28 protein-coding genes are annotated in these 25344 nt (G+C 37.1%); all 28 read right to left on the reverse strand.

The window, feature by feature from the left end; all coding sequences use genetic code 11:
• Positions 1-7 precede the first annotated feature (7 nt).
• The 28 genes from J7E38_RS12380 to J7E38_RS12515 all read right to left on the reverse strand — a co-directional run bounded on the left by J7E38_RS12380 (position 8) and on the right by J7E38_RS12515 (position 25318).
• Entirely contained in the window at positions 8-796 is a 789-nt protein-coding gene (locus J7E38_RS12380) for an ABC transporter permease (RefSeq protein WP_214707747.1), read from the reverse strand.
• Positions 771-1796 (reverse strand): ABC transporter ATP-binding protein, encoded by a 1026-nt coding sequence (locus J7E38_RS12385; protein ID WP_214707749.1) that lies wholly within the window; start codon positions 1794-1796, stop codon positions 771-773. Before J7E38_RS12385 ends, J7E38_RS12380 begins: the two co-directional genes overlap by 26 nt.
• Before the next feature lie 274 nt (positions 1797-2070).
• Positions 2071-3606 carry a SulP family inorganic anion transporter gene (locus J7E38_RS12390; protein ID WP_214707751.1) on the reverse strand — a complete coding sequence of 512 codons (1536 nt, stop codon included), beginning with the start codon at positions 3604-3606 and terminating at the stop codon, positions 2071-2073.
• A 138-nt stretch (positions 3607-3744) separates the two neighbouring features.
• Positions 3745-4062: a DUF5658 family protein gene (locus J7E38_RS12395; RefSeq protein WP_214707753.1), complete on the reverse strand. Its 318-nt coding sequence runs from the start codon at positions 4060-4062 to the stop codon at positions 3745-3747.
• 32 nt (positions 4063-4094) lie between these two features.
• The gene (locus J7E38_RS12400) at positions 4095-5084 is read right to left on the reverse strand and encodes a nucleotidyltransferase family protein (protein ID WP_251030315.1); all 990 of its coding nucleotides are present in this window, start codon (positions 5082-5084) and stop codon (positions 4095-4097) included.
• Positions 5085-5102: 18 nt separating this feature from the next.
• The gene (locus tag J7E38_RS12405) at positions 5103-6914 is read right to left on the reverse strand and encodes an ABC transporter ATP-binding protein (protein ID WP_214707757.1); all 1812 of its coding nucleotides are present in this window, start codon (positions 6912-6914) and stop codon (positions 5103-5105) included.
• Entirely contained in the window at positions 6890-7369 is a 480-nt protein-coding gene (locus J7E38_RS12410) for a S24/S26 family peptidase (RefSeq protein WP_214707759.1), read from the reverse strand. The genes J7E38_RS12405 and J7E38_RS12410 overlap by 25 nt, the downstream gene beginning before the upstream one ends.
• On the reverse strand, positions 7359-7619 hold the full coding sequence (locus J7E38_RS12415; RefSeq protein WP_214707761.1) for a PqqD family protein: 261 nt from the start codon (positions 7617-7619) through the stop codon (positions 7359-7361). The genes J7E38_RS12410 and J7E38_RS12415 overlap by 11 nt, the downstream gene beginning before the upstream one ends.
• The gene (locus J7E38_RS12420; RefSeq protein ID WP_214707762.1) at positions 7619-8398 is read right to left on the reverse strand and encodes a hypothetical protein; all 780 of its coding nucleotides are present in this window, start codon (positions 8396-8398) and stop codon (positions 7619-7621) included. Before J7E38_RS12420 ends, J7E38_RS12415 begins: the two co-directional genes overlap by 1 nt.
• A 43-nt stretch (positions 8399-8441) precedes the next feature.
• Positions 8442-8624: a hypothetical protein gene (locus J7E38_RS12425; RefSeq protein ID WP_214707765.1), complete on the reverse strand. Its 183-nt coding sequence runs from the start codon at positions 8622-8624 to the stop codon at positions 8442-8444.
• Positions 8625-8773: 149 nt separating this feature from the next.
• On the reverse strand, positions 8774-9229 hold the full coding sequence (locus J7E38_RS12430; protein WP_214707767.1) for a VanZ family protein: 456 nt from the start codon (positions 9227-9229) through the stop codon (positions 8774-8776).
• Positions 9230-9305: 76 nt separating this feature from the next.
• Positions 9306-9719 (reverse strand): hypothetical protein, encoded by a 414-nt coding sequence (locus J7E38_RS12435; RefSeq protein WP_214707769.1) that lies wholly within the window; start codon positions 9717-9719, stop codon positions 9306-9308.
• 65 nt (positions 9720-9784) lie between these two features.
• A complete protein-coding gene (locus tag J7E38_RS24110) occupies positions 9785-10249 on the reverse strand; it encodes a metallophosphoesterase family protein (protein WP_214707771.1) in 465 nt (154 codons plus the stop codon).
• Between the two features lie 373 nt (positions 10250-10622).
• Positions 10623-11723, reverse strand: coding sequence for an acyltransferase family protein (locus tag J7E38_RS12445; RefSeq protein WP_214707773.1), 1101 nt, complete (start codon positions 11721-11723; stop codon positions 10623-10625).
• Positions 11724-11773: 50 nt separating this feature from the next.
• The gene (locus J7E38_RS12450; protein WP_214707775.1) at positions 11774-13315 is read right to left on the reverse strand and encodes a lipopolysaccharide biosynthesis protein; all 1542 of its coding nucleotides are present in this window, start codon (positions 13313-13315) and stop codon (positions 11774-11776) included.
• A gap of 19 nt (positions 13316-13334) precedes the next feature.
• Positions 13335-14234: an SP_1767 family glycosyltransferase gene (locus J7E38_RS12455; RefSeq protein WP_214707778.1), complete on the reverse strand. Its 900-nt coding sequence runs from the start codon at positions 14232-14234 to the stop codon at positions 13335-13337.
• Positions 14231-15205, reverse strand: a complete 975-nt coding sequence (locus J7E38_RS12460) for a glycosyltransferase family 2 protein (RefSeq protein ID WP_214707780.1) — start codon at positions 15203-15205, stop codon at positions 14231-14233. Before J7E38_RS12460 ends, J7E38_RS12455 begins: the two co-directional genes overlap by 4 nt.
• A gap of 19 nt (positions 15206-15224) precedes the next feature.
• Positions 15225-16400: a glycosyltransferase gene (locus J7E38_RS12465; protein ID WP_214707783.1), complete on the reverse strand. Its 1176-nt coding sequence runs from the start codon at positions 16398-16400 to the stop codon at positions 15225-15227.
• Between the two features lie 31 nt (positions 16401-16431).
• Positions 16432-17622, reverse strand: a complete 1191-nt coding sequence (locus tag J7E38_RS12470) for a glycosyltransferase (RefSeq protein WP_214707785.1) — start codon at positions 17620-17622, stop codon at positions 16432-16434.
• A 3-nt stretch (positions 17623-17625) separates the two neighbouring features.
• The gene (locus J7E38_RS12475) at positions 17626-18828 is read right to left on the reverse strand and encodes a glycosyltransferase (protein WP_214707787.1); all 1203 of its coding nucleotides are present in this window, start codon (positions 18826-18828) and stop codon (positions 17626-17628) included.
• Positions 18829-18900: 72 nt separating this feature from the next.
• Entirely contained in the window at positions 18901-19248 is a 348-nt protein-coding gene (locus J7E38_RS12480; RefSeq protein WP_214707789.1) for a helix-turn-helix domain-containing protein, read from the reverse strand.
• A gap of 26 nt (positions 19249-19274) precedes the next feature.
• A complete protein-coding gene (locus J7E38_RS12485; RefSeq protein ID WP_214707790.1) occupies positions 19275-20456 on the reverse strand; it encodes an aminotransferase class I/II-fold pyridoxal phosphate-dependent enzyme in 1182 nt (393 codons plus the stop codon).
• Positions 20457-21101, reverse strand: a complete 645-nt coding sequence (locus J7E38_RS12490) for an acetyltransferase (protein WP_214707792.1) — start codon at positions 21099-21101, stop codon at positions 20457-20459.
• Positions 21098-21712, reverse strand: a complete 615-nt coding sequence (locus tag J7E38_RS12495; RefSeq protein WP_214707794.1) for a sugar transferase — start codon at positions 21710-21712, stop codon at positions 21098-21100. The genes J7E38_RS12490 and J7E38_RS12495 overlap by 4 nt, the downstream gene beginning before the upstream one ends.
• A 27-nt stretch (positions 21713-21739) precedes the next feature.
• Complete coding sequence (locus J7E38_RS12500; RefSeq protein WP_214707796.1) at positions 21740-21886, reverse strand: YwzD family small protein; 147 nt, start codon at positions 21884-21886, stop codon at positions 21740-21742.
• 15 nt (positions 21887-21901) lie between these two features.
• Positions 21902-22987 (reverse strand): UDP-glucose 4-epimerase GalE, encoded by a 1086-nt coding sequence (galE, locus tag J7E38_RS12505; protein WP_214707798.1) that lies wholly within the window; start codon positions 22985-22987, stop codon positions 21902-21904.
• Between the two features lie 14 nt (positions 22988-23001).
• Positions 23002-24201 carry a glycosyltransferase gene (locus J7E38_RS12510; RefSeq protein WP_214707800.1) on the reverse strand — a complete coding sequence of 400 codons (1200 nt, stop codon included), beginning with the start codon at positions 24199-24201 and terminating at the stop codon, positions 23002-23004.
• A gap of 28 nt (positions 24202-24229) precedes the next feature.
• Positions 24230-25318, reverse strand: coding sequence for a glycosyltransferase family 1 protein (locus tag J7E38_RS12515; RefSeq protein WP_215038553.1), 1089 nt, complete (start codon positions 25316-25318; stop codon positions 24230-24232).
• Positions 25319-25344: the final 26 nt, after the last annotated feature.

Genomic DNA, 25344 nt, shown 5'->3' on the forward strand with positions numbered 1-25344 from the left:
TCGCCTCCTATCCTCCGAAAATCGTAATCTGTTTAATCGCCTGCGACCAGATTACCCTAACCAAAACATATAAAGACACGAGCCAGAAAAGCTGGACTCCCAATGCCATATAAGCGTCCGTCCCGCTTATGAGGCCTGAATAAATCGAAACCGGCAGATAGACCATCGCCTGGAACGGCAAGAATTCCGTGATGATTCTCAGCCAATCAGGGAAAAGCGTGATTGGAACCAGCGCCCCGGAGAAAAACGTAATCAAGGATTCCTTCAGCACCCTGACTCCCCAAACATTGACCGTCCAGAAAGCAAGCACACCGACAAGGAAATCAAAGAACGTACCGATCCAGATCCCTACTAATGCACTCAGGATAAATAAAATGATCGTCTCAGGTGATGTTGGAAAGCTTAAATCCATGAAGAAGTAAGCAATCAGCACCATCGGCAGTGTCCCCTGGATTAAATACATGATTTTCGATCCAATATCAACCGCGAATAGTTTAAAAATCATATCGTACGGACGCATCAACTCGATCGCGACCTGGCCGTCCTTAATATTTTCCGCAAGCTCATTGCCGACACCGCCGACAAACCCCTGAAGCATCATCGCAATGACAATATACGTCAGCATCGTTTCCAGATTGATATTTTCAATCGTCGTCTGGTTTGCGTAGACCGCCTGCCAGAAGAAGTAAATAATCAACAGCCTCATTACGGCCGAGGCGGTCCCAGCCCAGTACCAGGCAGAATAAGCCGTGTTCTCCTGCATCCGCCCTTTAGCTATTTGCCAATACTTTCTCATGCTCTCCCCCCTGTTCCTGCTTGTTGTACAGTTCCTCAACGATCGTCTCAATCTTCGGGTCTGCAATATTCAAATCGCCAATTTCATACATGCCCATCATTTCTGAAATGACGAACGAGCTTTTAACAGTCTCATGGTCAAAAGACAGACTGACCTTCGTTTCTTCTTCGTTCGGTAAAATTTCCACCTGTCCATTGAGTGGATCTGGCAACACAAATTTTTCCTTGTCAGCCAGTTCAAAGTGGATCACACGTTTTTGCCCAAATTGCTTTTTGATTTGCTCCAGCCCGCCATCGTACAAAATCGTACCGCCATCAATAATGATGATCCGGTCGCAAATTTCCTCAATGTCCTGCATGTCATGTGTAGTCAGCAGCACTGTTGTGCCCCAGCGCTGATTCATTTCTTTTATAAACTTTCTGATTTTCACTTTTACCGCAATATCAAGACCGATCGTTGGCTCATCCAGGTAAACAACTTTAGGTCTATGAAGAAAGGCCGCAGCCAATTCACAGCGCATTTTTTGTCCGAGGGAAAGCTGTCTGACCGGAATGCTGAGCAATGGTTCCAGGTTCAGTACCTCAGTAAACATTGCGATTGTTTCTTGATATTCCTGCTCCGGAATCTCATAAATATGTTTTAACAGATTATAGGATTCACGAACCGGAATATCCCAGAACAGCTGAGTCCGCTGCCCGAAGACCGCCCCGATATTCACGGCATTCTTCTGACGGTTTTCATATGGCACCAGCCCATTCACCGTCACCTTACCAGAAGTCGGTGTCAGGATTCCCGTCAGCATCTTAATTGTCGTCGACTTACCCGCACCATTCGCACCAATATAGCCAACCGTCTCCCCCTGTACAATCGTAAAATTAATCCCCTTCACCGCATGCTTAGTTTCATACTTGCGGTTAAAAAGCGATTTGACCGCACCCTTAAGACCCTGGTCACGCTTCACCAATTTATATTCCTTTTTCAAATTTTCAACAGTAATCACAATATCACTCTCCAAGAACATACATTCGATTTTTAGGCACAAAAAAACCACAGACATCCCAGTCTATGGTTTAGCAGTTATTTTACATGACAAAAATAAGCGCTACTACACACAATACAGGCAGGCCGAAGGTAAAACATATGAAATTGTCTTAGTTGCTTGGTTTAAATCAATCATTTCGACTGCCTCCTTAAGTTAATACTTTCATATTGTACCTGTAAAAGAAAAAATTGGCAATATTTTTATAAAAAAATAAATAGTGCCTGAGTTTTTCTCAGGCACCAGTAACTAATCTGTTATTAAACTTTAAATAAGTAATTAATTCTTCCATGGTTTCAAAATGTCCCTGTGTACCGAACTCATGGAATATATTCATCTTCCGCAGGATTCCGCCAAGATCAAGATCGTTGCCGACGAGATATAGTGTTTGGCCGCGTTCTTTGAGCTGGTCCTTAAGCTGAAGAAGAAGCAAAGCTCCAGAAGCATCCACTATGGTGACTTTTTCGATATCAATTACAATTCCCTGGCTGTTATCCGAACTAATTGTTTTGGTAATCAGTTCTGTCGCGCCAAAATACAGCGGTCCTTCCAGCGTGTAAATCTTTAAACCTTGTTGCGTTTTATTGTTTATTTTGAAGCCTTCATCGCTCATCCGCTTCATGAAAATCAGTGCACTCATCACAATCCCAACACCAACCGCTACCATCAGGTCAATGACTACTGTTAAGATCATCGTCACCAGCATGACGGCTGCGTCAGTGCGAGGCTCATCCTTGAGGATTTTCAAGCTGTCATAATCGAACATTGTAATACCAGTCATGATTAAAATCCCCGCTAGTACTGCCAGTGGAATTTCTTCCGCCAGCGGTCCGAATACTAGCATGAACAGCAGCAAGGCTACACTGTGAACCATCGCTGACAAAGCGGTTTGGCCTCCGCTGCGTAAATTGACTACAGAACGAACTGTGGCTCCAGCACCAGGCATCGCACCAAACAAACCAGCAAGCGTGTTGCCGATCCCCTGGCCAATTAACTCTTTATTGCTTTTGTGCTTCGTACCTGTCATATTGTCCATGACGACAGACGTAAGCAAAGAGTCTATCGATCCAAGAACTGCGATACTTAATGCCGCCGGAATCAACTGAATGATCGTTCCTAAGTCTGCAATTGGCAGATGGAACTGAGGCAGCCCTTTTGGAATTTCCCCAATCCTATCTACACTATCAAAGAATATGAAATCATTGATAAATGGCAGGGTAAAATGTACGGCAGGAACCACTTTTTCCAGAAGTATTACCGCCACTGTTCCTAAAATCAACGCCATCAGACTTGGTGGAATAATCTTAATCCATTTCATCGCAAACAGCATAAAGACAATCGTCAACAGCACAACCAAAAAGCTGCCCGTCACATACTGCAGCTGCCCCATGATAATAATGATGGCAATCCCATTCATAAAACCGCTAACTACCGGTAATGGGATGAACTTCAAATAATTCCCGGCCTTCAGCAACCCAAAGACAATTTGAAACAGCCCACCCATGAATGCGGCAATGAACGCATACTCCAGACCCTGAGTCGCCACAATCCCTGTAAAAATAATCGTAATCGGCCCAGTCGGACCTGTGACCTGGCTCTTCGTCCCGCCAAATAAAGCCGCAAAGAAACCAGTGATGATAGCACCATACAAACCAATGATGGCACCATCAGAATTCCCCGTCGCTTGCATCCCAAAAGCCAATGCCAGCGGCAGCGCAACAACCGAAACCGTAATCCCGGCCAAAAGCTCACGCTTGAGCGTCTGAAACATCTACGATACGCCTTCTTTCTTATACATTTATAAGAAAAATTATACGCCTGTTAAAATGGTTATTGAATATGAAAATAGTAAAAATAAATGAACATTTCGAGGATATTTGTGAGGAGTTAAAACAAATACTCTGACTGGTCAAACAAGATGGACCAGCCAGAAGCTATGCAAGCCAATGACGGCTGTGTAGCTAGCAGCCGCAAACATTGTAAGACCTTTTACAAGCTTTGATTTTGGTACTTTTTTATACAGTATAAGCAATACTAAAGCCACAGAAAGAAGAGCTTTTAACGCAATGAATAGTCCGATGTCAATCGAATAGATCCTCTCCATCAATGGATTGGCTTCAGTTATTAGTGAGCTTTCAACCCCGGCAACTGTCAAGGCTGTATCAACAAGGTTAAGAAGGGAAAGATAATAGAATAACAGGACCAAGTAATTCACCTTCCTTTTCATACTATTATTCCCTTGCACCACCGCTCATAACACTATTTCTTGGCAGGAAGGATCGTAGCAATTATTTCCCTAATCGTGTGGCTTGGGGTATCATAGCTAAAATATTGATAATCGACATAATCTGTATATTTTTTGTAAAAGCTGCTGCCATTCTTTTTTTTGCCGAATTCCAAGTACCTTCTGGAAGATTTATATGGAAAAGGCTTGATGTAATCCAGAAAAGGAAACTCTTGATATACAGAAGAAAGCGTCCGTATAATCCTTTTTCTTGTTTTGTGCTTTTCAGTCATTATTATTAATAGATCAAAATCCAAGTCATCCCTTAAAAAATGAATCAGTTGAATGATATCCAAATAATACTTTAGAGAGTCAAGATTGTGGCGCCATCCATGCAGAACAATCATGTAAAATACATGGATACGTGATAACTCTTTAACCGAAGAATATTGACCTAATGGCTTTGCTGCCTGCCAGAATTCTTCTATATTAAACTGCGCTGTCGACTCCTTCAACAGATCCCAATGCAGTTCAACCACCAAAGGAATTTCTGATCCAGGAAGCTTCTTACTGTAACTGCAATGAAAATGACCAGGAATTCTCTCCTCTTCAACTGTAAAACCTAGTTGGTTTACTAATTTCACAGCTGCATCAATATCCTGTACCTTCACAAGTAGGTCTATATCAGATGTCTTCCTTGCACCCAAACTATTGAAATAGGCTTCAGCAAAGCCAACACCCTTTTGAGGGATGACTTTCATACTTCGCTCTTCGAATGCATTGAGAAGCTGAGTTGTTTCGTGTTTTACAAATAAATTAATCTGCATGGTTTGAAAGTATTTCTCTTTTAGGTATTGGCGGAAAAAGTCTGGTACTCGATCGAGCTTTCCTTGTAATTTTAATAATTGATAGAGCTGAGGGGCGATTGAGTCTATATCCTGATTTTTTAAAAGCTGCTCATAATAGACTTCATCACCTGGCAACTCAATTTCATTTATATATAATGCTGATACCAATTGATTCATCACTTTGCAAAACTCCAATCACTTAGATACCAAGTATAGATGTTCAGAACTTTTAGGCTTCAGCACAGATGAATTCAACTTCCTGTAAAGTCCATTTTCTACAATTAACTCCTCATGAGTTCCCGTTTGTACTACTTCCCCTTCATCCAGCACAATAATTTGGTCAGCATTCTGGATTGTGGATAACCTGTGGGCAATCACAATGGTCGTCTTTCCTCTCATTAAATGTTCAAGTGCTTGTTTGACCGTTGATTCAGTATTGCTATCCAAAGCAGAGGTCGCTTCATCGAGGAGCAGGATTGGTGCATCTTTCAAAATGGCCCTTGCAATCGCGATTCGCTGCTTTTGTCCACCAGACAGCTTTATCCCCCGTTCACCAATCTCCGAATCATATCCTTGTGGGAGTCCCATGATAAAGTCATGGATGCAGGCCTGTTTTGCAGCCTCCATCATTTCCACCTCTGAAATTCCTTCTCTAGCTAACGAAAGGTTATCACGAATGGTCCCAGCAAATAGAAATGTCTCCTGCGGCACATGGGCAATGGCGCTTCTTAACTCCGAAATTGTCATTTCTTCAGTCGGAATTCCATCAATCAAAATTTGTCCTGATTGCGGTTGATAAAAACCTTGAAGCAGATTGAACAACGTCGTTTTCCCCGCTCCACTTGGACCTACTAGAGCGACCATTTTTCCTGGTGGAATTTGCAGACTCAAGTTTGAAAAGATCATTTTATTTTCATCGTAACTGAATGAAATATCCTTAAACTCTATTGATTTCATGTTGGATTTTGCAGGCAAGTAAGCTGGTAATTCTAAAGAAGCGACAGGTTTTTCGACCAATTCAATGATTCTCTCAATAGCTGTGATCGATCTCTGGAAACCAGCCCATTGTCCAGCCAGGCCAGTCAGCGGATAAACAAGATAGCCAACGAGATTGGTAAAAGTCAATAAAGAGCCTATCGACATCTCTTTTTGGTAGACAAAATAAGCACCCAGTGACAGACATGTCAAGAATACCATTGAACTGATTAGATAACCGCCTGAATAATACCAGCCCTGCAGCTTCGCGTTTTCAAGCTCTAATTTAAAATAATCATCATTTTCCCGAGTAAACTTTTCAAAGACTTTCTTTTCAAGCGTAAAAGAGCGTATGACTTGGAAACCCTGGAAAGTTTCACTTAAAGTATTGTTGATTTGAGCAATCAAACTATGAAGCTTGCGCCCATTCCGTTTTAGCAGCAAGCCAAATCCCGCGCCCGCCACAATCGCTATTGGAGCAATCAGAATGCTAATCATGGACAAAGCCCAGTTTATTTGGAAGAGATAAATGAGGACGGCAATATAGGTGAGCGGCAGGCGGATTAAATTAATCAAACTGCTGCCAGTAACACCATCAATGCTATGAATATCATTGGTAAAATAAGAAAGAAGATCGCCGGAACGAAGGTTAGAGGCAACACCTGCAGGCAGGCTGAGAATATGCTTGAATAAATATTCTTTCAAATCCTTTTTCAAGCCGTTTGAAGCAATCGTTTCAAAATAAATATCACAGAAATTCGAAATGATATTTAGAACAGTAAGCCCAACCCCAATCGGAATCAGTCTTTTTAATTCCTCAAAATCACTGCGGATCGCCGCATCGGTAATACTCCCGAAAAACCAGGCAAAAGCAATCGTAAAAAAGATATCAAATCCTAATAAAAAAAGGAGTGCCGAATAAGCCTTCCAATGCCTAAGAAAAAAAGGCTTCAACATCGAAAAGGTTTTTCGGATATCCTTCATTGAAAAGTATTGACTCGCAATCGTTATAAACTGTTTAACTTTCGCCATAGCGTACTCCACATTTCTGCATAATGAGATTTCCAGTTAAGATATTTCCTCAGGATTCCTGACAAAAAAGGCAAGGACATGATCAAATTTCCCCATAGTTTTACTGAGGAATATTGCATAGAGACATCGTATCTTTGCTTTTTAATAGTAGTAAGTTTACCGATGATTTGTTCAGGTGTGGCAGGCAAGTCAGATCCCAGATTAGTATCCCCTTTGAAAAGGTATTTGTTTGCTTCCTTGCTGATTAACCGATGGGCTATCAATTGCCCCTGATCCGTGTGGAATAAAATAATGTCTCCCTTCACCAAAGAGCCAGGACTGCATGGATTGAATCTGCATACATCCCCTCTCTGGATCAACGGAAACATGCTGTTACCATCAGCAGGCAATTCAAGAAAACCATCTTTCTCAATTGCAACTTTTAAAAAAAGAATCGTTTCTTGATCAAATAGCATGGCGAATCAGCCCGCACTTTTCTAAGTCGGTTAAAAATTTAACAACCGAATCTTTTTCGCATTCTGCACCGTATTCCTGATCAATAGCAGTTTGCAGACTATCCACCGTCTGAGCCTCACAAAGCTTCGACCAACAGAAGCCTCCAAGATCATTCACCCTAGTGACCGTATATTGATCAGTATCAAGAATGATCCACTCATCCTCAATCTGGGTCGCCTCAAAACTATTTTTTTGAATAAATTGAACCATTATGAAATCAGCTCCCAAAATGTAGGATCTTTACGAAAATACAGTTCATAAACCGGAACCTTTTCTACCAATGTACGCAATAGACCCATAATACGCTGCGTCTCCGCGGTATCATGGCTCCAGTAAAAGACCTTATCCATCAGGGATAATAGCGCCTCAGGTTTCCGTATCATTTCTATTCTGTTACTCTCCGCCTGGTGCAGGAGCTGGATTCCAGCTAAAGATCTTGGCTGTTGATAACCGGTGGATTGTAATTCACTTCGGAAAGGCGAATCAAATACAGTGATGCCATTCTCTGAGATTTTAACAATTGTGGCTTCGTCAGATAAAAGAGCACGTGGTTCCGATAGCCTTGCAGCAGTCGATTTCCCCGCTCCCGAATGACCAGCAAAGATATGCGCCCTGCCATCCTCGATTGCGCAGGATGAATGAATTAATAAACCCCAGTTGTGGTAGACGATGTAGGAGCTGTAGAGATTCATTAGAGCGTGCTTTAAGGCTAGCTCGTCGTGGACGTGGATGGTAGCTGAAGTATAGTCTGGGGTGGAATCGATTAGGTAGTCAGATCTTTGGAAGTAAATTTTGTCTGCGTCCTTTTTAATAGAGACAAGATAATCGACAAATGGCCTACCATAACCAAATTTGATTTCTATTTTAATACCAGGTATTTGATTTGTACTTTTAATACTTTTAAAAAGCTTGTTAATTTTTGCATACATAGAACTAGAAACTGAAATTTCAATTGTATGTTCTCCTATCACACATAAATAACTCTTCATAACAATCTCCATTTTAATTAGTAGAAAACCTTTGGGGAGGATTTTATGGTTTATTTTTATGATCCTTTTTGGGATCAAAAGGGTCATGTTTATATTTATCTCCATCACTATTTCCGTCATCCCCTGAAACAGGTCCACGTCCTTTATTCCAGCTTTGCGACGTTTCAAATTGAACTGGTTGGTGACTTAATACTAGGGGGCGGATTTTTACGTTTTTTTTTGACATATTCTATCCCTCCTTTGTTCATTATATAGAACGACGAATTTAAAAATAAATGAGCTAGAAAACCGCTCAATTGCAAAATTACTATTCCTTTGAATTATAAAACAACATTTGTTCTTTTTAAAGAAAATATATTCGACAAATTCTTTAATTCATTTTAAATTCAAGTAAAAACTTCTTAACCAGCGACCTAATTTTGAACCTTCATTATAGAAATAACTTCGGTGCACCACCCACCAAAAAACAACAATTCCAATTATATCTTTCAATAGATCTCCTATTGAAAAGGATCGAAACGGTACATACAACTGGTGAAGCTCATCAACCATTCCATACGCTAGAGCGATTAATACCGCAGTAACCTCATGCCAGGTTCGTAACTTGCCAAAACTAAGGAAGACGACGACTATGCATAAATACAACAAGCCAAATTGAAAAAGGTGAGCAATCTCAAAAGCAGCACCTATAAGCAGAAAAACAGAGTGGCTTAACGAACTTGAAAAACCAGCTATACTTTCAGGATCAAAATAACTTGATTGAATCCAAATAAAGCTCATATAGCCAATGGTTAATAATATAAAAAACAATCTTTTAATAATTAACAGCATTAGTACCTTCCTTTAAATTAAGTCTTAATAGACCAAACAATGACTTTCAATAATAGCCAGTTAAAAAATTGCTGCATCAATGCCACCGATTCCACCACTTTTTGTCCCACTCTTCCCAGTTATCGTCATCCCAATCATCATCGTAACAATACCATTTTTTCCAAATATCCTTCGATTCAATCTCACCCTTAGGAAGGTGTTTCTTCTTGAAGTGTTTCTCCCAGTCTTTTTTATTAATTTTCTTATCGCCAATATAATACCAATCCTTATCACCGGTGTACTTGTCGTAATTAAAAGATTCATATTCATCTTCATCGTAATTTGCATAACTCTTTTCGCCAAAAAGTGCACTAAACAAATTATCAAAGAATGACAGAAATGATTTTTCGTCTGAATAAGATTTATTATTTTCAGTTGCAATCGCTAAAGTAGGAATTGATATTGAAATAAATAATAAGCTAACAAAAATACCCTTTCTTAACTTCTTCACAAGTTCACCTCCTAAATCAATAATCCTCGATTTGTTATTTTATATCCACTTAACATCATACCCTTTTACCAGTCCCCTAATGTGAACTCTACTCCTCCAAGAATATAAACAACTATAATTATTAATTTCTTAACCCTTGCATTCTTTAGAGCCTTAATCATAGATTCTTTGTTCTGATAATCTGTGCCGCTAAACTGATCAATTACCTTTTCAACATTATAATCAACTCTAATAATTGCTGTTTGATAATTGTAACCATCTAGTTCAACCATTGCATAAGATGCTTTATTTAATCCATCCAATGGGAGACTCACACTGCCTGTGTTGATAATACACTTCCCATCCGTAAACCTAATGTATGGCTTAAAGATATGAGCGTATACATAGATATCCGCATCTTGAACCATTTGAGACTCTATAAGAGTTTCTTCAGATTCGTCAGGGAGTACTATATCAAACAAGCTTTGTGAAGTGGCATGATGAGCATGGATTCGCACACCTTCTATCTCAATCTTCAATTCCGCAGGCAAGAATCTATACTCTCCGTATCCAACTGAGATACAGTCCAGTCTCTTTCTTTATTCATTAGTTCTAGTGCCTGAGCAGGCACCTCTCCCTGTTGGACACCACGAACCACCCATTCATTAGCATTTCCTTTAATAACCTTTGTATTTAGCTCTCTCACCAAATCGAGTGAACGCTGCGGTTCTGGTCCTCTGTAACATATATCACCAATATATAAATCTTATTGACATTCCGTCCCCAACATCCTGCAGTACAGCTTCAAGCGTCATGGCAATTTCCACTTTAATTCTCTCCTTTAAAACCAACCACATTTGCTTACCAAACTTATACTCCTTTTAACATATATTTTGCAACCGATTAATTATTATTAATATTCTATTAAACCTTTATACTTCTAGGAGACTTAAATTTATGTTTAGCTGTATAAGATTTGTATGTATTAATGTTTCCTACAATATACTTACCAAAGGTGAATTTATTAATTAAATATGATAAGAGGATTGAAAAACAAACACTGATTACCATCACAATTACTAAATAGCTTAGTTTATTAAGCATAATTGGTGGCGTAAATAGTTCAATAAGATGAATAATTAGCATATGCAATAAATAAATGCTAAATGAATAATTACTAATAATCATTACAATTTTCGGAACTGTCTTAATGAAGTGGGTTGAAACCAGAAAAATCAAAAATATTATACTTACTGTATATGGAACCATATCCACTCTCTTAGATGTTGTATAATTAATAAGGTCAAACTTATTGATAATAATAAAAAGAAAAAACGTTAATGGAGGTAGTGCGAATACCGTTTTTGAATACTTACCTAATAAATAAACAAATTTATCAAAATATTTACCACAGTAAAAGCCTAAAGTAAAATAGAATAGCCAACCTACGAACGGTAACCAGTAACCATATCTCCATACTTCTTTTGCAATAGAATTATTAGGTGGATCCATAAAATTAAAGATTGCTAGATATAGCATATTAATTGCAAAAGAAACGGATAAGACGGCGACTGGAGAATATCTATTAAGAAAATTATTAAGTATAGAATGTAGTAAATAAAATTGAAAGATTATTAATATAAAATACAGCACTGAATGGCCTAAAAAAATATTTTTTAGTATTTCAACAATAATAACTATCACATTATATGATTCAATCTTAATAAATGCGTAGACCACATTCATAAAGAGATAAGGGAAGAAAATGTAAGCAATCCGCTTTTTAAAAAATCCAACTGGCAATTGGGTTGGATACTTTTTTGAGAGTAATAATTCGGAGATAAATACAAAAACAGGTGTACCAAACAACCCTGCTGCCAACAGATAATTTAATAATAAACTATAAAAGTCATTACTAAAATTTTTAAATTCAACATTAGTTAATTGTATACTATGTCCCATTACAACTGCTATACAAGCTATTGCTCGAATCCAAAATACTGAGTTTATAGTATTAATATTCATTTTCAGCTCTCCTGTTTGTTCATTTTAGAAACCTTTATTAACTATAAAATTCATCCCTCGAAACTTCCTGTTTTTTTTTTGATTACTCTAATTTCTTTTATCTTTTCAATAAGATATTTAAATTCCTTAGTTTTATAAAAAATAATTAAAATGAAAATATTAGGGATGAAAATGGATATTATACCCATTCCAATCAAAGATATAAAACTTTCTCCCTGTATAATGATTGAACTAGTTAGTTTAGTTAAATAGCCTATAATAACAGTAATTAATAGATATATAAAGTATTTTAAGAAATAAAACTTAACTGAGACCTTAAATACTTTTTTGTACACGATCAGGGGTTGAGTCCAAAAGATTGTCAGTAAAGTACTTATAGTAGTTCCCATGAATATTCCTGCTAGCCCATAAAACTTTACCAAAATCAGTGAAGAAATCAAATTAATCAAGCCCTCAATTACTGGCGCATATTTATCTTGTGTAAACAAGCCAGCTTTATTTTTGAAGGTGGCGATTGCTGTACGCATTCCAGTTAAGTAAAAGTTAATTAAAATAAAAATAAATGAAAGGTGATTCAAAATAAACTGCTTACCTAACCACCAACTTATAAATGGTTCTAATAAGTTATACAAAAATATAACACAGAAGGAAATAAGCCAGAAATTAATGAGAAAGGAAACTTTGAATATTGAATAGTTCTTATTTCCATCTTCAGTAGCAATTAGATTCCCTACGCTCTCTCCTATCCCCCCAAGTATAGGATTAACCAGGGAAAAAAGCTGTGAGGTTATCATTACATAGTTTGAGTAAAGACCTACTGTAGCTACATTAATAAATGAAGAAATCAAAAGATTATCTGTACCAAAGACCAAAAATCCCCCAATATTATGCAAGAACATAGCTTTTACATTTTCAATTAAATTTTCTTTTGTTTTTATATCCATAGAATACTTCTCTTTTGTTTTAATATAGGGATATCTTTTATTTACGATCTTCCCATTATAAATGGTTTGAATTATATACAATGCTATTTCTATTACCAGATACAGTATGAAACTGTTTGTTACTACTAGTATTCCAATCCTTGCAATCATTGTAATCACTTGGAACAAAAGATTTACTTTTGCAAGGACATATCCCCTTTGATCAGCATTTATCAAGGACCATTTATGTGCATTCAAATAAGAAACGATATTCTTGGATACAAATAGGAAATAAATTAATCCCAAATTCTCAATATTACCGCCATCCTTCATAAGTACACCCAAAAATGGGTATAAACATACACTAAAGATTATTACTATTAACGCAAGGATTCCATATGCTTTTTTGTACGCCTGAACTAAAGCTATAATTTTTGTCTCATCACCATCTGCGAGAGGCTTATAGAGATTATAAACAATACTTATTCCTATCCCACTCTCCACTAATGCCATTACCGATAGTACATTTGTCAATAAACCATTTATTCCAAGATATTCAATACCTAAGCTGTCCACAAAAATCTTGCGAGAAATAAAACCTAATAAAACTAAAACTACTTGAGACAGAATTCCTATGAAAATATTTTTTATTGAATGTTCTGTTCTCATCTCTCAACTACCATCTCGTTCACACTACTTCCACAATGATTTCTTTCTTATACCTCTGATCCTCTATATCTTGGACATTTGTTCCATTAGGAATTTCGCCTATATATTTACTTTTTACAGGAACCTTTTCTTCAGCTCCCTGTAAAAACCATTCATATTCAATATCAATGTGTCCTATATCAATTGCATGATATCCTAGAATCGCAAGATCATATGCTAATACTGTTGCGGTTGGGCCAAGCGCAATAAGTATTAGTTTTAATCTATCGTGCTTTATAACTTCATTTAGGATATCTTCATATTTTTCAAAGGCATTCGTTGATGGACAAATGATTCTTTCAATGGATGTTGCCCCATTAAATAAATCATTCCCTATTCCAAGCCGGCTTTTATCTCCCTCTACTATGACAATACTTCGGTTATTCCATAGTTGTTTATATTTATTAAACCTTTTTTTGGCTAGCTTTTTATCTTTGTGGTCAATATAAAGTCGTGTCACCAGCGAATCATAATAAACATTGTTAAAATTTATCATTCTATAGATTTTAAATCTATTTATATTTAGATACCTATTCCAATAAGCACTAGCTTTATCACTGCACCAATCCAAATTCAAAAAAACATTTGGAATACCCACCAAATGTTTTTCTTGATCATTTTTTATAATCTCTTTCAAGCGTCTCGCTAATAATGGGATATACGGTTGAAAAAGCAAATCCTTCCCATTCATTAAAGCGAATTCCCCATCACCAAATCTGCTTATTGAAGCCTTCTCTTCAATCAATTTGGTTAAGGTTTCATCAGTTGTTCTCACTGTAGGAGGTTTGACTGTAAGGGATATAAATTTATTTCTCATGATAATAATTGATTCATACACTTTAAAGATATCATTGTAAAATTTGAGAATGATAGATTTCATGCCTGCATTCTCCTCGGTAATTGATTGACTAAAAGTTTATAAAAGATTGGATGACACTTAGCTGCTGTCAATAAAATTTTTACATTCCTTGGATACTCTTTTAACCGCATCAATGTACTGTAATATGAATTCAAGATATTGGTTACCGTTTTAAAATGATTTTTGTATTTATTGAATTCATCATGACCTGATATGGCATTCATAATTACCAATGCGCTATTTGCGAGCTTTAAACTAACTAACGATGTCAAATCTGGATAGTATTTCTCCATGAACTTAAACATTTCATCGTAGATCAAGACCGCATCAATTCTAATACTCTTCTTGGCGTTGTCCATAATACTTTCTTCTCTTTTTATATAATGGTATTTAGGAGCACCAATACTGCAGACCTTTTTGCTCTTATGAATCACTTTATAAGTAAATGCTGTATCCTCATAAACCATCCCTTCCGAAAAGCGGATATCCTCTAATAGAGTCCTTTTAATTAACTTTGTCCAAACTACCTCGTCATACAGATCTCCCACAAGCATCGCTTTCATTGCTTCCGACTTCTGATGTACAATTAGTGGATGAGTACCATTTTTCTGTATTCTGTCTTTAAAATAAATAATACTGCTGATATTTGAAATATCGCAGTCGTTTTCTGTGCATAGGTCATAGAGTAATTCATACATATCTGATTCAATCCAGTCATCACTATCTACAAATCCTATATATTCTCCCTTTGCAATATCAAGACCAGCATTACGAGCAGATGCTAGCCCACCATTCTCCTTATGGATGACAGAAACTCTTGAGTCCTTCCTAGCATATTTATCACAGATTCTCCCACAGTTATCCGGTGAACCATCGTCAATTAATATCAATTCAAAATCAGTGAATGTTTGAGCCAGGATAGAATTTATACATTTATGTAAATACTTTTCAACCTTATATACTGGAACGATGATACTTATCTTTGGATTCACATTTATTAACCCCCTTCTTCTAAACAGAAAATTGTGGTTGCTCCCTCTTCTGTTTTTTCTTTGATAAAACTTTACTTAAGTTATCTCTAATCTCTTTATTTTCTATGAACAGTTTAATTGCTGAATAAATTTCATCTTCATTTAAATCTACTATATAGCCATTCTCCCCATCGATGATTTGTTCAAAAGCACCAATAAAGTTAGTGGTTACGATTGGTTTATCCAAACACTTTGCTTCGGCTAAAGTTAAGCAATATCCTTCATGCCTTGATGTTTGTACATATATATCTGCTTGAGCCATATAAGGATAAGGATTGGTTTTTGATCCTAGTAGAATAAAGTTTTCTTCGATTCCAAACTCTTTAATTAAACTCTCTAGCTTTTCCCTGTATTTCCCTTCACCTATGCAGTACCACCTAACATTAAAACCATTCTCTCTTAGCTTCGATAACACCCTTACAGCTAAATCTTGCCCTTTCTCTTCAGACAGCCTTCCAACTGTTAAAATCTTCAAACCTTTATATTTCGGATCAAAGATTATTGCTTCTTTTGACATCTCTATAATCAACTCATCATTGATAATGTTAGGAACGATTCTTGTCTTCCCTTCTGCAGATGGGATTAGTTGTACTAACTGTTGTCTTGCTTCATCCGAAACCACTACTAAATCATGGAATTTCCCGTATAATTTTTTATATAATTTTTTATTTATTTGATGCTTGGATACATCAAAATGGATCCATGATATTTTCTTGGCTGCTTGGACTTTATTAGAAATATAAAAATCAATAATATCAGTAGGTCCCTGGTAGGCTATTGCTAAATCATATTTTGTAGATTCTGGAGGAACATTCTTCATGACATGTTCATAGTAAAGATATCTATCATCAAGTTTCTCTGAAATGAAATAGGTGATGATGAAACCGGGAATTCTATGAAGATTCCAATTTATAAAATATTCACAAACCGTCTTGTATGGTGACTGTAAAATCACTGGTTTTATTGTAATAAACCAAGATGCTTCTTTTACTGTCACCCAATCTGGAACAAAGGAAAGAAACTCACCCTTTTTTTCTAATAATAGGAGGGTTATTTCATACTTTTCCTTTTCTATTGTTGATAGTAGTGATAGGAAAGACTTCTCTACCCCTCCAATATTCATACTACTCAGCATGAAGAGGATCTTCTTCTTCATTTACTCAGCCCCTTTATTAAAAAACAGCTAACTAAAGATTAGAAAACTTTTTCTTTCGGATAATAGTTGCCTCGTTTAGATTCTCAGTCTTAAGATTAGATATAAGTTCATTTTTCAATTTTGAATTTTTTATTACTTCCCTTACAGCCTGATGAAGACTTGTAGAGTTAGTTTCCGTAATTAATCCCGTCTTTAGGTGTGTTATATGTTCGCTTACTCCTGCAAATTTAGTACTAATAATCGGGAGATTGAAACATTTGGCTTCTGCCAATGTTAAACAATATCCTTCATGTCTGGATGGTTGAACATATATATCACACTGTTGCATAAAAGGATAAGGATTATGCTTTGCTCCCATTAATATAAATTCATCTTCAATACCGTATTCCTTTATCATGGATTCATATTCATTCCTAGCATTACCATCACCAATACAGTACCAGCGTATATTAAATCCCTCATATTTTAGATGAGCTAAAACTGGAATAATTAAATCCTGTCCCTTTTCTTTGCTGAGTCGTCCTACCGTTAAAACCCTTATCCCATTGAAATTGTCCTGGAATCCCCCCCCTATCTTTGCGAGTTTAACAATATTTTCTGGGATTGTAATATTCGTGAACACTTCAGTTTTATTCTTAATAGAAGGTACTAATCTAATTAATTGATTTACACCATCTCTTGAAACGGCAAAAATTTTATCAAAGTTTTTATACAATTTAGTGGCGAATTGAACATTGAAACCGATTTCACTTACATCAAAGTGAATCCATTGATACTTTTTCTTGGCCCTCACTTTTTTTGTAATATAATAGCTTATGAAGTCCATTGGACCTGCATAAGCTACTGCAACATCATATTCATTATTTTCAATAGGTTGGTGCCGCAAAAGGTGAGCAAAAAGCAGACTTCTCTCATTCTTAATTGCGACAATTAGAAATATCAAAAGATAATATACAGCCTTCATAAATTTCTTATTTTTAATGAAATTTAGTATAATCCTTTTCGGAGGAGTATGAAGAATTTCTTTCATTTTTTCATAACCTTTTATTTCCTCCACTTTAACCCATTCAGGAAGTGACTTCAGGAACCCCCCAGAAAATTCCAGCATTAATATTTTTATGTTATACTTTTCCTTTGGCATTGTTTCAATCAAATTCAATAAAGCTTTTTCCGTTCCGCCTACATTCATATTAATTACCATGAATAATATTTTCTTTTGCATATTCTATTCACCAACATTTTGTAAAAGTTGATAAAACTTTTCAATATCTTCAACATTTCCCTTCTTCTCTAAAGTAAGATAACGTTTTATTCGTCTATTTAAATCTTTATTCTCAATAAATTGTATAATTCCATTGCTTATACCATCTGGGTTCATTTCTACTACCAGGCCATTTTTTTGATCAACCATTTGATTAAAAACAGCGTCGAATTTAGTTGTCACCACTGGGATATTGAGCATACGAGCCTCTGCTATCGCGAGGCCAAACCCTTCATACCTGGAAGTCTGTACATAAATATCAGCATTTTTAATGTAAGGATATGGGTTGGCTTTCACTCCCAATAATCTAAACTCATTTGTTAAACCATTATGTTGAATTAACTTTTTTATCTCTAATTCTAAGGGACCTTTTCCTAATGCATACCATCTAAATTTGACACCTTTCTCCTTAAGCTTTTTGCAGGCTGCTATTGCTATATCATATCCTTTTTGATAATGAAACCTCCCTATCGTAAGAATTCTTAGTCCATCAAAATCATCATCATACCCTTCACCAAGCTCAGATAATGATGAAATTAAAGCATAATTATTAATGTCGTAAAGTACTTCCATTCTCTTGGTGTACATCGGAAATGTTTCTAGAAATATTGTCTTTGCAGAATCTGATACAGCGATAATCTTTTCATATTGATCATAAAACTTTCTTTGAAAAATTTGATCAATTTCATCTAGACGATAGCTGTTATTAACCCATGCAAACTTCCTCTTGGCATTAATTTTTTCAGCAACATAAAATGTAGGTACACCTTGTGCATAACTAATTGCTATATCATATAAGGTGGGGTCTTCTTCGATGACACCTTTTGTGAGTTTCCAAAATATCCTTGAGTTTTGTTCGTTATTATATTGTTTTTTTCGAATTGCTAATGAGTATTTCAGTCTTGTAAAAAGCATATTATAATCTCTTTTTTTAAATGAATACTCTATGGCCTTTTTAATACTTAAATTTGCGAATTTTGTATATGATAGTGGTTCTAGTAAATTCACTTGCTCAGGCAAGGAGTTTTCTAACATTCCTCCATATGCAAACATCTTTAGATATACTTCAAACTTATTATAGTCTAATAAAGATAATAAGCTTATAAGACTTTTTTCAGCACCAGCACAATCTAACGAGTCAATAACAAATAATATTCTAGTTTTCATTATTACATCTCCGCATTCTACTCATTTCAATTACCCTATCGTTGAGAGTCAATAATAGAATATTAGATATCCTTAATTTTCTTGATTAACTTTTTCATTCTGCCACTTTATAAAATCAATAAGCTGTTTGTATTCACGGATATTGTCTTTCTTAATCCCTGTTTTTTTCAGTTCTTCTGCAAATTCGTAAAGCTCTTTATCGTGGCGAACCTTTTCTGTAATATGACCGCTTATCAACAATGCTTTAAGGTCTACATCTAAAACATCCGATATCTTCTCCAGAATTTGTATGGAAGGATTTTTATGTACATCCCGTTCTATATTGCTTAAATATGACTTGGAAATCCCGGATCGATCAGCTAATTCAGAAAGGCTCAGCCCCTTTCTTCTTCTGAGTTCAGATAAATTTTTTCCAATCATGTGGGTTACCTCATTATTCTTGGATATTAAACTATTTTTCTTTCAACCTCTTTTACATTAATAAAGTTTTTAATACAATTAATGACCCGTGATTGGTCTAGTTCCTCCATATTGGAACCTGAAGGCAGGCAAATTCCGTTGGTGAATAATTGTTCTGAGACACTTTCCTTTTCACCATGTGTAAAATACTGGGCACCTTTGAACAGTGGCTGCATATGAAGGGGCTTCCATACAGGTCTTGCTTCAATATTTTCTTTAGCTAACCCCTCTATTAAATCACTTACTGAAAGTCCTGCTACATGTTCATCAATCGTCATTGCTGTAAGCCAACGATTAGAATAGGTTTCGTTTAACTCTGGCATAAATTGAATGCCGGGTAATGCAGATAACTCTTGTTGATACCTTTCAAAAATAGCTCTCCTTGCTTCGACTCTTTCTTCCAAAACCTCCAGCTGCGCTCTGCCAATTCCAGCTAAAATATTACTCATTCTATAGTTATAGCCGATTCTGCTGTGCTGATAATGAGGTGCTGGGTCTCTTGCCTGTGTTGCCAGGAAACGTGCCTTATGGATTGCTTCGGTATCATTTGACACGAGCATACCGCCACCAGAAGTGGTGATGATTTTATTGCCATTAAAAGAAAAAATCCCAAAGCATCCGAACGAGCCGCTTGGTTTTCCTTTATAAAATGAACCAAGGGATTCTGCAGCATCCTCAATCATTGGCACCTCATATTGGTCGCACAACGCAGTCAACTCATCCATCTTTGCACTCTGTCCATATAGATTCACAATAATCACTGCTTTAGGAAGCTTTCCATTCAATGCTACATCCATAAATGCTTTCTCTAAAGCCTCTGGGGACATATTCCACGTTTCAGGTTCTGAGTCGATAAATACTGGCTCAGCACCCAAATACAAAATTGGATTAGCACTTGCGATAAATGTTAATGAGGAGCAAAATACTGTATCCCCTTTTTCTACTCCCAATAAAGAAAGAGCCAAATGAATCGCTGCCGTTCCAGAACTGACAGCTACTGCTTCATTGACTCCTGCATATGCGGCTATATCCTTTTCAAATGCGTCTACATTTGGTCCCAGAGGGGCGATCCAATTTGTATTAAAAGCTTCTTTTATATACTTTTCTTCATTCCCGCTCATATGCGGTGAGGAGAGATAGATTCTTTTTTGAACTCTAGTATCAATCATTTATACACCCCCAGTTACTTCTCTTATTTTCACAATCGCCGGCACACCAACTGCCGTGCTGTTTGGTGGAATATTATGAATCACTGTTGCACCTGCTCCGACTATTGCCCATTTTCCAATTTCTATACCTGGGATAACAGTAGCGCTCGCACCAATCTGCGCTCCTTCTCTGACCGTGACATTTCCGGTCAAAGTGGCGTTCGGAGAGATATGGACGAAATTCTCAATTTTGCTATCATGCTCGACAACTGCGCATGTATTAATGATCGTGTGTGCTCCAAGCTGAGCATCCGAGTTTACAACTGCACATGGCATCACGACACTCCCGGGCCCGACAATAGCATCTGAGCTTATTTGAGCAGTCGGATGAATCAGAGTTGCATAAAACTCTTCGGGAAATCCTAGCTGGTCTACAATTTGCTTTCTAACGGTGTTATTTCCAATAGCAACAACAAATTTCACCTCAGGGAAATCCTCAACAATACTTTTGGAAGCATTCACTGGACCATAAATAATTTGTTCATGGAAAAATTCAGCATTAAATTTATCATCGAGGCAGCCGACTATTGCTGCATCTCCCATCGCCTTAATGACATCTCGAACTACTTTGCTATGTCCTCCCTGACCGATAATGGCAATTTTCATCCATGCCCCTCTTTTACAATAGATTTCGATCCTTTAAACGGCTCCATTGTCACATTACCAGGCTGTGTGACTCCTTCTGATTGGACTACTTTGGACATTGTCCTCCATAAAATCTTCAAGTCAAGAAGAAAGGAATGATTATGAACGTACCAAACATCTAATTTGAACTTTTCTTCCCAGGATAAGGTGTTTCGGCCGCTGATTTGAGCTAACCCTGTAATTCCGGGTTTAACAAGATGGCGTTTTGCCTGCTCCTGAGAATAAAGAGGAAGATAATCCATCAATAACGGCCTGGGCCCCACCAGACTAAGATCTCCTTTTAATACATTGATCAGCTGCGGCAATTCATCTAGACTGTACTTCCTTAAAAATTGGCCAGCTGGGGTCAAACGGATTTTGTCTGAAAGTAGCCTTCCGTTTCGGTCTCGCTCATCTGTCATCGTCCTAAACTTATAAAGATAAAAGGGCTTTTCATTTAATCCTGGCCTCTTCTGTTTAAAAATGACTGGTGTTCCCAGTTTGACTTTTACAAATACAGCAGTGAACAAGATGATGGGTGATAATGCAACAAGGAGTAAAATTGAACAAATTAAATCTAAGAGCCTTTTCATTTTTGCAACCCCTAGCAATGGTTAAGATTAATGTTTATTCTCTAAAACTAATGTGAGCTTCTCTTGGATTTCTAAGATCAATTCTTCGGTATTGATGTCCTCAATTAATTGACCCCTAATATAAATCTCCTGCAGCAATTCCTTGAAGCGTTGTTGTGTTTCCTGTACATTCATTGCTTAATCCTCTTCTCATTCATTTTTTAACATAAAAAAATCCCCACTTTTAGATAAGTGCGGATTGCTAGGTACTGTTTGTGTTAAGTTTTCCTCATATCCGTTCGGATTCTTCGATTGCCATCTCCATGAATCTTCACACATTTCTCTTAGATTCTTTTCTGCTGTCCAATATAGTTCTTTTTCCGCTTTCGTTGGATCAGCAAAACAGATAGCAGCATCTCCTGTTCTCGGCTCGACAATTTTATATGGAATAGGCACGCCAGCCGAACCTTCAAAAGCTTCTACCATTTCCAGTACACTATATCCTTTTCCAGTCCCCAGATTATACGAGTCAATTCCATTGCTTGTTGCTACTTTTTCAAGTGCCTTCAAGTGTCCTTTTGCAAGATCAACTACATGAATATAATCTCTGACTCCAGTTCCATCAGCTGTTGGGTACTGATTGCCAAAGACACTGAGCTCTGGCAGTTTCCTAACAGCCACTTGAGTGATGAATGGCATTAAATTATTGGGAATTCCATTTGGATCCTCTCCAATCATACCGGATTCATGAGCTCCGATTGGGTTGAAATACCTCAATAAGGCGATGCTCCAGTTTTGGTCAGATTGATAAAGATCTGTTAATATTTCCTCAATCATTAACTTCGTTCGGCCGTATGGGTTAAGTGCACTTAATGGGAAGTCTTCTGAGATTGGAACTCTATCCGGCATTCCATAAACTGTCGCCGAGGAACTGAAAACCAGTCTATTCACATCGTATTTCTTCATTATATTTAATAGATTGATTGTACCGGTGATATTATTATGGTAATACCTGAGCGGCAATCGAACAGATTCACCAACAGCTTTAAGACCGGCGAAGTGAATGACAGCTTCAATCTCATTTTCAATAAAGACCTTTTCAAGCTCTTGCTCATTCAATAAATCAACCTGGTAGAACGGAAAGCTCTTTCCGGTAATTTCACTGATTCTGTTTAATGATTCTTTTTTGCTATTCATCAGGTTATCGACAACGATTATTTCATAGTCTGCATTTAGTAACTCAACACAAGTATGACTGCCAATATAGCCTGCACCGCCTGTTATTAGAATTGGCATGGATCCACCTCCGTTTATGCATCTATTAAGCTGTAAATCTTTTGGACTTCATTTTCATTTCCATAATCCATTGACCTTGTATTTTTGATCAACTCTTCTCTTAAAGTAGGATTATCAAGTAACTTTTGGAGTCCTTCGACAATTCCTCCGATTTTCATTGGAGTAATAAGTCCATCTACCCCATCTTTTACCTGGCTTTTTGCCGTTGGAAAGTTAGTAATGACAACTGGTTTTCCAAGTATCTGCGCTTCACGAATGGTTACTGCTTTCCCCTCATATCTTGAAGGCTGGACGTATATATCGCATGCTTTTATGTAAGGATAAGGATTCATTTTTTTACCGAGAAGGAAAAAATGATTTTCCAGCCCTAACTCAGTTATTAGCTTGCGCAGCTCATTTTCCAGCGGGCCATATCCTACAATATACCAGGCAATATCATAACCTTTATCGACTAATTGCCTACATGCCCTGATTGCATTGTCAAACCCTTTCGCATGAGAAAGCCGGCCAACAGACACTATAACGGTTTTGCCTGGTTCTTTTTCGATCTCCTGCGCACTCTGAATTTCAGATTGCTGTCTTACAAAATCCTGAGAAAGAATATTTTCTATAACCATTGTCTTTTCTTTTAAATGTGGAAACTCATTTAAAAAGGTCTTCGAACATTCTTCAGAAACTGCGACTATTTGGTCTAGATTTCTCCACATTTTCATTTCTGTCTTTTTATCTATAAAAATATTGGAATAATCCGTATGGACCCAGCCGACTTTTCTTTTCGCTTTTACTTTTTCCCCGATGAAATGATGCGGCCATAAGAAACCAATCGCAAGATCATACTCCTTTGATAATTCAGGCAGAAATGGACGTGTAAGCTCCCAGCCATATTGGATCGTTAAATATCCTGGTTCCTCCACTTTCATTAATTTTCCTTTAATACCGCTTAAATACTTGGCTAATAACCTTGAAACAGCAATAGGATATCGGCCATCTCGGATGATTTGTGAAATTGATTTTCTGAATGTACTATAAGCTGGATTCTCCGGGAGCAAGTTAGGTCCTTCAGGCAATAACGAAAGGAACTCTCCTTCATGCTTAAAGAGCATTAGATCGACTTCATATTTTTGATAGTCAATGCTGTTCAGCAACCCAATCAGACTTCGTTCTACCCCGCCAATTTCTAAGTCGAATGAGGCAATCAATACCTTCTTCTTCATTTATCACTCCGCCCAATATAGTAGATTACTAACCAACTCTGTAAAGCTTCATCCATTCCTCAATGTTTTGTTGAATACTAAAACCTTTGTCAGACAGCGCTTTAACTAAAGTATCTTTTTCTGGCCTCTGCATATTGATTGCCTTTTCTACTCCTTCTCCCCATTTTTCAGGATTCTCTTCTAGTTTTAAATACTTAACCAGGCCAAGCCCCATATCTGTGCTTATTGGAACCGAATCCGACATGATGCATGGAGTTCCACTTATCTGGGCCTCAACTGTTACAATACCGAAGCCCTCAAAAATAGAAGGGAAAAGAAAAACATCGAAAGCTTTCATAAGTCTAGGAATATCTGACCGTACCCCTAAGAAACGAACATGTTTGGAAAGGCCCATATTCTCTGCTTCTTGTTCAATCTTCTCTTTTAATGGACCATCTCCAACCAGCAGAACCACATACCTTTTATCTTTATTAACCAGTTGTTTGAGAACCTTTAGAATAAAAATCTGGTTTTTAGATTTTGAAAACTTTCCAACATGACCGATGATCTTCGCATCCTGATCGAGACCTAATTCTCTGATCACACTTGTTTTAGTAATGGTTTCATCGAGATACTGGCTTAAATCAATACCATTTTTCAGGATTGTTACTTGATTCTTATCAACTGCTTGTTGGCCAAATAAAAAAACTCCAGCCTCCTGGCTGCAGCTGCAATACTGAGTTGCTGAGAATTTAATTAGTGCCTGGAAACCCTTTAGTAAAAGTTTTTGTTTGAAGCTGTCATTCATTGGCCAATTATTGCTGTGAGAGTGACAAATCCGATGCGGAATTCCTACAATTTTTGCTGCAAGGGCAGGAAATCCACTTTGATAGTCCGTATGTGAATGAACGGCAATATAGAACTTTGAGGACATGACCTCCGCTAGTTTCTTAACATATGAAACCGGTCCAAAGTTTCCCAAACTGGGAACGTTATAAATTTTTCCGCCTAACTGTCGGATTTCATTATCATAATCTCCTTGGTCAGCCCGATGGACAATAAAATCAAATTGAAGCTTGCTTCTATCCAAGTTTCGATATACATTCATAAGCAATGTTTCCGCCCCGCCTCGATCCATCACGCTTACTATATGCAAGACCCTAT

This window comes from Bacillus sp. ISL-35 (genome assembly GCF_018613355.1).
In the GTDB taxonomy this organism is placed as follows: domain Bacteria; phylum Bacillota; class Bacilli; order Bacillales; family Cytobacillaceae; genus Mesobacillus.

Coding starts and splice junctions, on each gene's coding strand:
- J7E38_RS12380 (WP_214707747.1), bottom strand. CDS start 796: ATGAGAAAGTATTGGCAAATAGCTAAAGGGCGGATGCAGGAGAACACG.
- J7E38_RS12390 (WP_214707751.1), bottom strand. CDS start 3,606: ATGTTTCAGACGCTCAAGCGTGAGCTTTTGGCCGGGATTACGGTTTCG.
- J7E38_RS12395 (WP_214707753.1), bottom strand. CDS start 4,062: ATGAAAAGGAAGGTGAATTACTTGGTCCTGTTATTCTATTATCTTTCC.
- J7E38_RS12400 (WP_251030315.1), bottom strand. CDS start 5,084: ATGAATCAATTGGTATCAGCATTATATATAAATGAAATTGAGTTGCCA.
- J7E38_RS12405 (WP_214707757.1), bottom strand. CDS start 6,914: ATGGCGAAAGTTAAACAGTTTATAACGATTGCGAGTCAATACTTTTCA.
- J7E38_RS12410 (WP_214707759.1), bottom strand. CDS start 7,369: ATGCTATTTGATCAAGAAACGATTCTTTTTTTAAAAGTTGCAATTGAG.
- J7E38_RS12415 (WP_214707761.1), bottom strand. CDS start 7,619: ATGGTTCAATTTATTCAAAAAAATAGTTTTGAGGCGACCCAGATTGAG.
- J7E38_RS12420 (WP_214707762.1), bottom strand. CDS start 8,398: ATGAAGAGTTATTTATGTGTGATAGGAGAACATACAATTGAAATTTCA.
- J7E38_RS12425 (WP_214707765.1), bottom strand. CDS start 8,624: ATGTCAAAAAAAAACGTAAAAATCCGCCCCCTAGTATTAAGTCACCAA.
- J7E38_RS12430 (WP_214707767.1), bottom strand. CDS start 9,229: ATGCTGTTAATTATTAAAAGATTGTTTTTTATATTATTAACCATTGGC.
- J7E38_RS12445 (WP_214707773.1), bottom strand. CDS start 11,723: ATGAATATTAATACTATAAACTCAGTATTTTGGATTCGAGCAATAGCT.
- J7E38_RS12450 (WP_214707775.1), bottom strand. CDS start 13,315: ATGAGAACAGAACATTCAATAAAAAATATTTTCATAGGAATTCTGTCT.
- J7E38_RS12455 (WP_214707778.1), bottom strand. CDS start 14,234: ATGAAATCTATCATTCTCAAATTTTACAATGATATCTTTAAAGTGTAT.
- J7E38_RS12465 (WP_214707783.1), bottom strand. CDS start 16,400: ATGAAGAAGAAGATCCTCTTCATGCTGAGTAGTATGAATATTGGAGGG.
- J7E38_RS12470 (WP_214707785.1), bottom strand. CDS start 17,622: ATGCAAAAGAAAATATTATTCATGGTAATTAATATGAATGTAGGCGGA.
- J7E38_RS12475 (WP_214707787.1), bottom strand. CDS start 18,828: ATGAAAACTAGAATATTATTTGTTATTGACTCGTTAGATTGTGCTGGT.
- J7E38_RS12480 (WP_214707789.1), bottom strand. CDS start 19,248: ATGATTGGAAAAAATTTATCTGAACTCAGAAGAAGAAAGGGGCTGAGC.
- J7E38_RS12485 (WP_214707790.1), bottom strand. CDS start 20,456: ATGATTGATACTAGAGTTCAAAAAAGAATCTATCTCTCCTCACCGCAT.
- J7E38_RS12490 (WP_214707792.1), bottom strand. CDS start 21,101: ATGAAAATTGCCATTATCGGTCAGGGAGGACATAGCAAAGTAGTTCGA.
- J7E38_RS12495 (WP_214707794.1), bottom strand. CDS start 21,712: ATGAAAAGGCTCTTAGATTTAATTTGTTCAATTTTACTCCTTGTTGCA.
- J7E38_RS12500 (WP_214707796.1), bottom strand. CDS start 21,886: ATGAATGTACAGGAAACACAACAACGCTTCAAGGAATTGCTGCAGGAG.
- galE (WP_214707798.1), bottom strand. CDS start 22,987: ATGCCAATTCTAATAACAGGCGGTGCAGGCTATATTGGCAGTCATACT.
- J7E38_RS12510 (WP_214707800.1), bottom strand. CDS start 24,201: ATGAAGAAGAAGGTATTGATTGCCTCATTCGACTTAGAAATTGGCGGG.
- J7E38_RS12515 (WP_215038553.1), bottom strand. CDS start 25,318: ATGGATCGAGGCGGGGCGGAAACATTGCTTATGAATGTATATCGAAAC.